Annotated in this window: 4 protein-coding genes; 1 reads left to right on the top strand and 3 read right to left on the bottom strand. The window is 68.2% G+C overall.

Annotated elements, in window-relative coordinates; translation table 11 throughout:
• Positions 1-91 precede the first annotated feature (91 nt).
• Both AB4Y84_RS17030 and egtB read right to left on the bottom strand, forming a co-directional pair.
• Positions 92-229 carry a hypothetical protein gene (locus tag AB4Y84_RS17030; RefSeq protein WP_442250506.1) on the bottom strand — a complete coding sequence of 46 codons (138 nt, stop codon included), beginning with the start codon at positions 227-229 and terminating at the stop codon, positions 92-94.
• Positions 226-1,497 (bottom strand): ergothioneine biosynthesis protein EgtB, encoded by a 1,272-nt coding sequence (egtB, locus tag AB4Y84_RS17035; protein ID WP_442244240.1) that lies wholly within the window; start codon positions 1,495-1,497, stop codon positions 226-228. The genes AB4Y84_RS17030 and egtB overlap by 4 nt, the downstream gene beginning before the upstream one ends.
• A 146-nt stretch (positions 1,498-1,643) precedes the next feature.
• Here egtB and AB4Y84_RS17040 point away from each other — a divergent pair, with 146 nt between their 5' ends.
• Positions 1,644-2,945: a diguanylate cyclase gene (locus tag AB4Y84_RS17040; RefSeq protein ID WP_442244241.1), complete on the top strand. Its 1,302-nt coding sequence runs from the start codon at positions 1,644-1,646 to the stop codon at positions 2,943-2,945.
• On the opposite strand, the gene AB4Y84_RS17045 is transcribed toward AB4Y84_RS17040, so the two are convergent.
• The coding region (locus tag AB4Y84_RS17045; RefSeq protein WP_442250505.1) for a YchJ family metal-binding protein at positions 2,927-3,294 on the bottom strand (368 nt) is incomplete at its 5' end. The genes AB4Y84_RS17040 and AB4Y84_RS17045 overlap by 19 nt on opposite strands.

Below are 3,294 nucleotides of genomic sequence, written 5' to 3' on the forward strand. Positions count from 1 at the left end.
GCGTGCGACAACCCCGCCACGGCGTCGGCAAGGATCTGCTGGCGGCCGGGGGTAAGGTCGGTCAGCGCCTGCAGCGCATCCTGGACGGTACTCATGAAAGATCCCTTGCCAGGCGCACGCCTGAGAACTGCCAAGCGTGCGACAACCCCGCCACGGCGTCGGCAAGGATCTGCTGGCGGCCGGGGGTAAGGTCGGTCAGCGCCTGCAGCGCATCCTGGACGGTACTCATGAAAGATCCCTTGCCAGGCGCACGCCTGAGAACTGCCAACGCGCCGGTGGCATGAAGAAGTTGCGGTAGCTGGCCCGTACATGGCCGCGCGGCGTGGCGCAGCTGCCACCGCGCAGGACCCACTGGCCACACATGAATTTGCCGTTGTATTCGCCGAGGTTGCCGGCGAAGGGACGGAAGCCGGGATAGGCGCCATAGGCGCTGCTGGTCCATTCCCACACGTCGCCGAACAACTGGCGCAGTCCATCGCCCTGCCCTGCCATCGGGTGCAGATGGTCGTCGTCGGCGAAGTGGCCTTCGATCGGCTGCGAGGCGGCGGCCGCTTCCCATTCGAATTCGGTGGGCAGGCGGGCACCGGCCCAGCGTGCGCAGGCATCGGCTTCGTAGTAACTGAGGTGACAGACCGGCGCATGCGGATCGAGCTCGCGCCAGCCGCCGAGGGTGAACTCGCGCAGCAGGTCGTCATCCCAGTACAGCGGATGCTGCCACTGCTCGGCCTCGCGCAGCGCCCAGCCTTCGCTCAGCCACCAGCGCGGATCGCGGTAGCCGCCGGCGTCGATGAAGGCGCGGTACTCGGCGTTGCTGAGCGGGCGCTCGGCGATGGCATGCGCGGGAAGCAGCACGCGATGCACGGGCGATTCATTGTCATAGGCGAAGGCCGCGTGCTGCGGCCAGGCGGACGCACCGATGCTGACGATGCGTTCGCCCTGTTCGACCCAGCCCTGCGTGCCGAGGGCGCTGACGGCGATGGGCAGGTCTTCGCGGTACGGCGGCTGCAGCGGATTGCACCAGAAGGCATGCTTGATGTCGGTGAGCAGCAGCTCCTGGTGTTGTTGTTCGTGCTGCAACCCCAGCTGCAGGTGCTGCAGGGCGTCGCTGCCGAGATCGCCAGCGCGCAGTCCTGCCAGCACCTGCTCATCCACATGCTGGCGGTAGGCGTGAACCTGCTGCAGAGAGGGCCGCGACAGCAACCCGCGCTGAGGCCGTGCGTGGGCGGGGCCGAGACTCTTGTAGTAACTGTTGAACAGATAGTCCCAGGCCGGATCCCAGGGGGTGTAGCCGGGCTGGCTGGCCAGCACGAAGCGTTCGAAGAACCAGGTGGTGTGGGCCAGGTGCCACTTGGCCGGGCTGGCATCGGCCATGCTCTGCAGCAGGGCGTCTTCCGGGCTGAGGGGTGCGGCCAGCTGCACGCTGCGCCCCCGCACATGGGTGAAGTGGCGGGCGAGGTCACGCTGCGGGGCAGCGACGGCGGCGGGTACGCTGTCCATGCGACCAGCTTCGACCGCGACCGGTGAGCGCAATGTCATGGCCCGGTGGCGCGGTGTTCACATCAGGCTGCGCGTATTCAAGAAGGTCGCTGCTGCGCCGCTAACGGCAGTGCTGCGGCCGCGTCGTGACCGCGCTGGAATTCCGTGTGTCCCATCATCCGCTTCGACAGCCTGTGCACTATCTGTTCGTGCTGCCCGCCGTGCTGGTCGCACTGGTGCTGTGGGCGAGCCTGGAAAGCGATGATGTCGGCCGCGCCGGGCAGCGCATCCTGCCGTGGTTGCTGGCCTGCCTGGGTGCAGGGCTGGCGCTGCTGTACAACCAGGTGCGCACGCTGTGCCTGTTGCTGCTGGTGGCGCTGGCCTTCGCGGTGCTGCACCAGGACCTTGGGCACTACCTGCGCGAGGGCCGAGTGACGGCGTTGACACCACTGCGCTTCCACGCGATCTCGACCTGGCTGCCGTTGCTGTTCGCCATCCATGCGTTGTGGCCCGAACGTGGCCGCCGCCGCCAGGACCTGCTGCTGAGGGCCACGACCAGCGGTGTTGCGGTGGCGATCTTCATCCTGCTTGCCACACAGCAGCCACAGGGCATGCACGACCTTTTGTCGAACCGGCACTTCCCCTGGATTCCGAGCAACTGGAACGCGCTGGCGCAGCTGCCTGCCGTGCTGTTCCTGCTGGCCACCGCTGCGCTGGGATGGCAGGCGTGGCGCCAGCCCCGGCCGTTGCATACGGCGATGCTGCTGGCCCTGCTGTGCCTGTGGTGGATGCTGCCGCGGATCTTCCTGCAGCCGGTGCTGCTGCCGGCGCTGAGCGTAGCGGCGCTGCTGCTGATGCTGGGCGCGACCCTGCAGGAGTCCTTCCACATGGCCTTCGGCGACGAACTGACCGGCCTGCCCGGTCGCCGTGCGTTCAACGAGACCCTCAAGCGCGCCACCGGCACTTACAGCATCGCGATGATCGACGTGGATCATTTCAAGAAATTCAATGACACCCACGGCCACGACACCGGCGATGACGTGCTGAAACTGGTGGCCTCACGGCTGTCGCGGGTGGGCGACGGCGGCCGTGCGTTCCGTTATGGCGGCGAGGAATTCGCCGTGGTTTTCCTCGACCGCCCGGCATCGGCCTGCGTGGATGCGGTGGAGGCGCTGCGACAGGGCATCGAACAGAGCCGCATGCAACTGCGCGACCGCAGCACGCGCACCCGCGACGATACGCTCGGCCAGCAGCAGCGCGGGCGCGGCGGTGGCGGTGCGGTGGTGCAGGTAACCGTCAGCATCGGCCTGGCCGACAGCCGGGTCGATCGGCGCCCTGCCGGGGTGGTCAAAGCGGCCGACCAGGCGCTGTATGCGGCCAAGGAGGAAGGCCGCAACCGCGTGTGCGCGCATGGCGGCCAGCGCGTGCTGGCCGTGCGCGGCAGCCAGGCTCAGACGGCGTCGAGGTAGTACCAGCGACCCTCGACCCGCAGGAAGCGGCTGTGCTCGGTCATTTTCACCGCGCTGCCGCCACCGACGCGGTAACGGGCGGTGAAGCGGACCTCGGCGCTGTCGTTGCCGGTCACCTGGTGGTCCTGCACGGTCAGGCCCAGCCATTGGGTGCGCTGGCCGGGGGCATCATCGAGCGACAGTTCTGCCGGACGGGTGTCCGGGTGCCAGGTGGCACGCAGGTAGTCCGGTAGGTGGCGCACATAGGCGCTGTAACGTGAGCGCATCAGACGCTCGGCATCCGGCGCGGCGTCGCCGGCATGGAAGCGCCCGCAGCAGGCGGCGTAGTCGGCGGCCAGGCCACAGGGAC

This window comes from Stenotrophomonas sp. 2YAF22 (assembly GCF_052114665.1).
GTDB classification, from domain to species: Bacteria; Pseudomonadota; Gammaproteobacteria; order Xanthomonadales; family Xanthomonadaceae; genus Stenotrophomonas; species Stenotrophomonas indicatrix.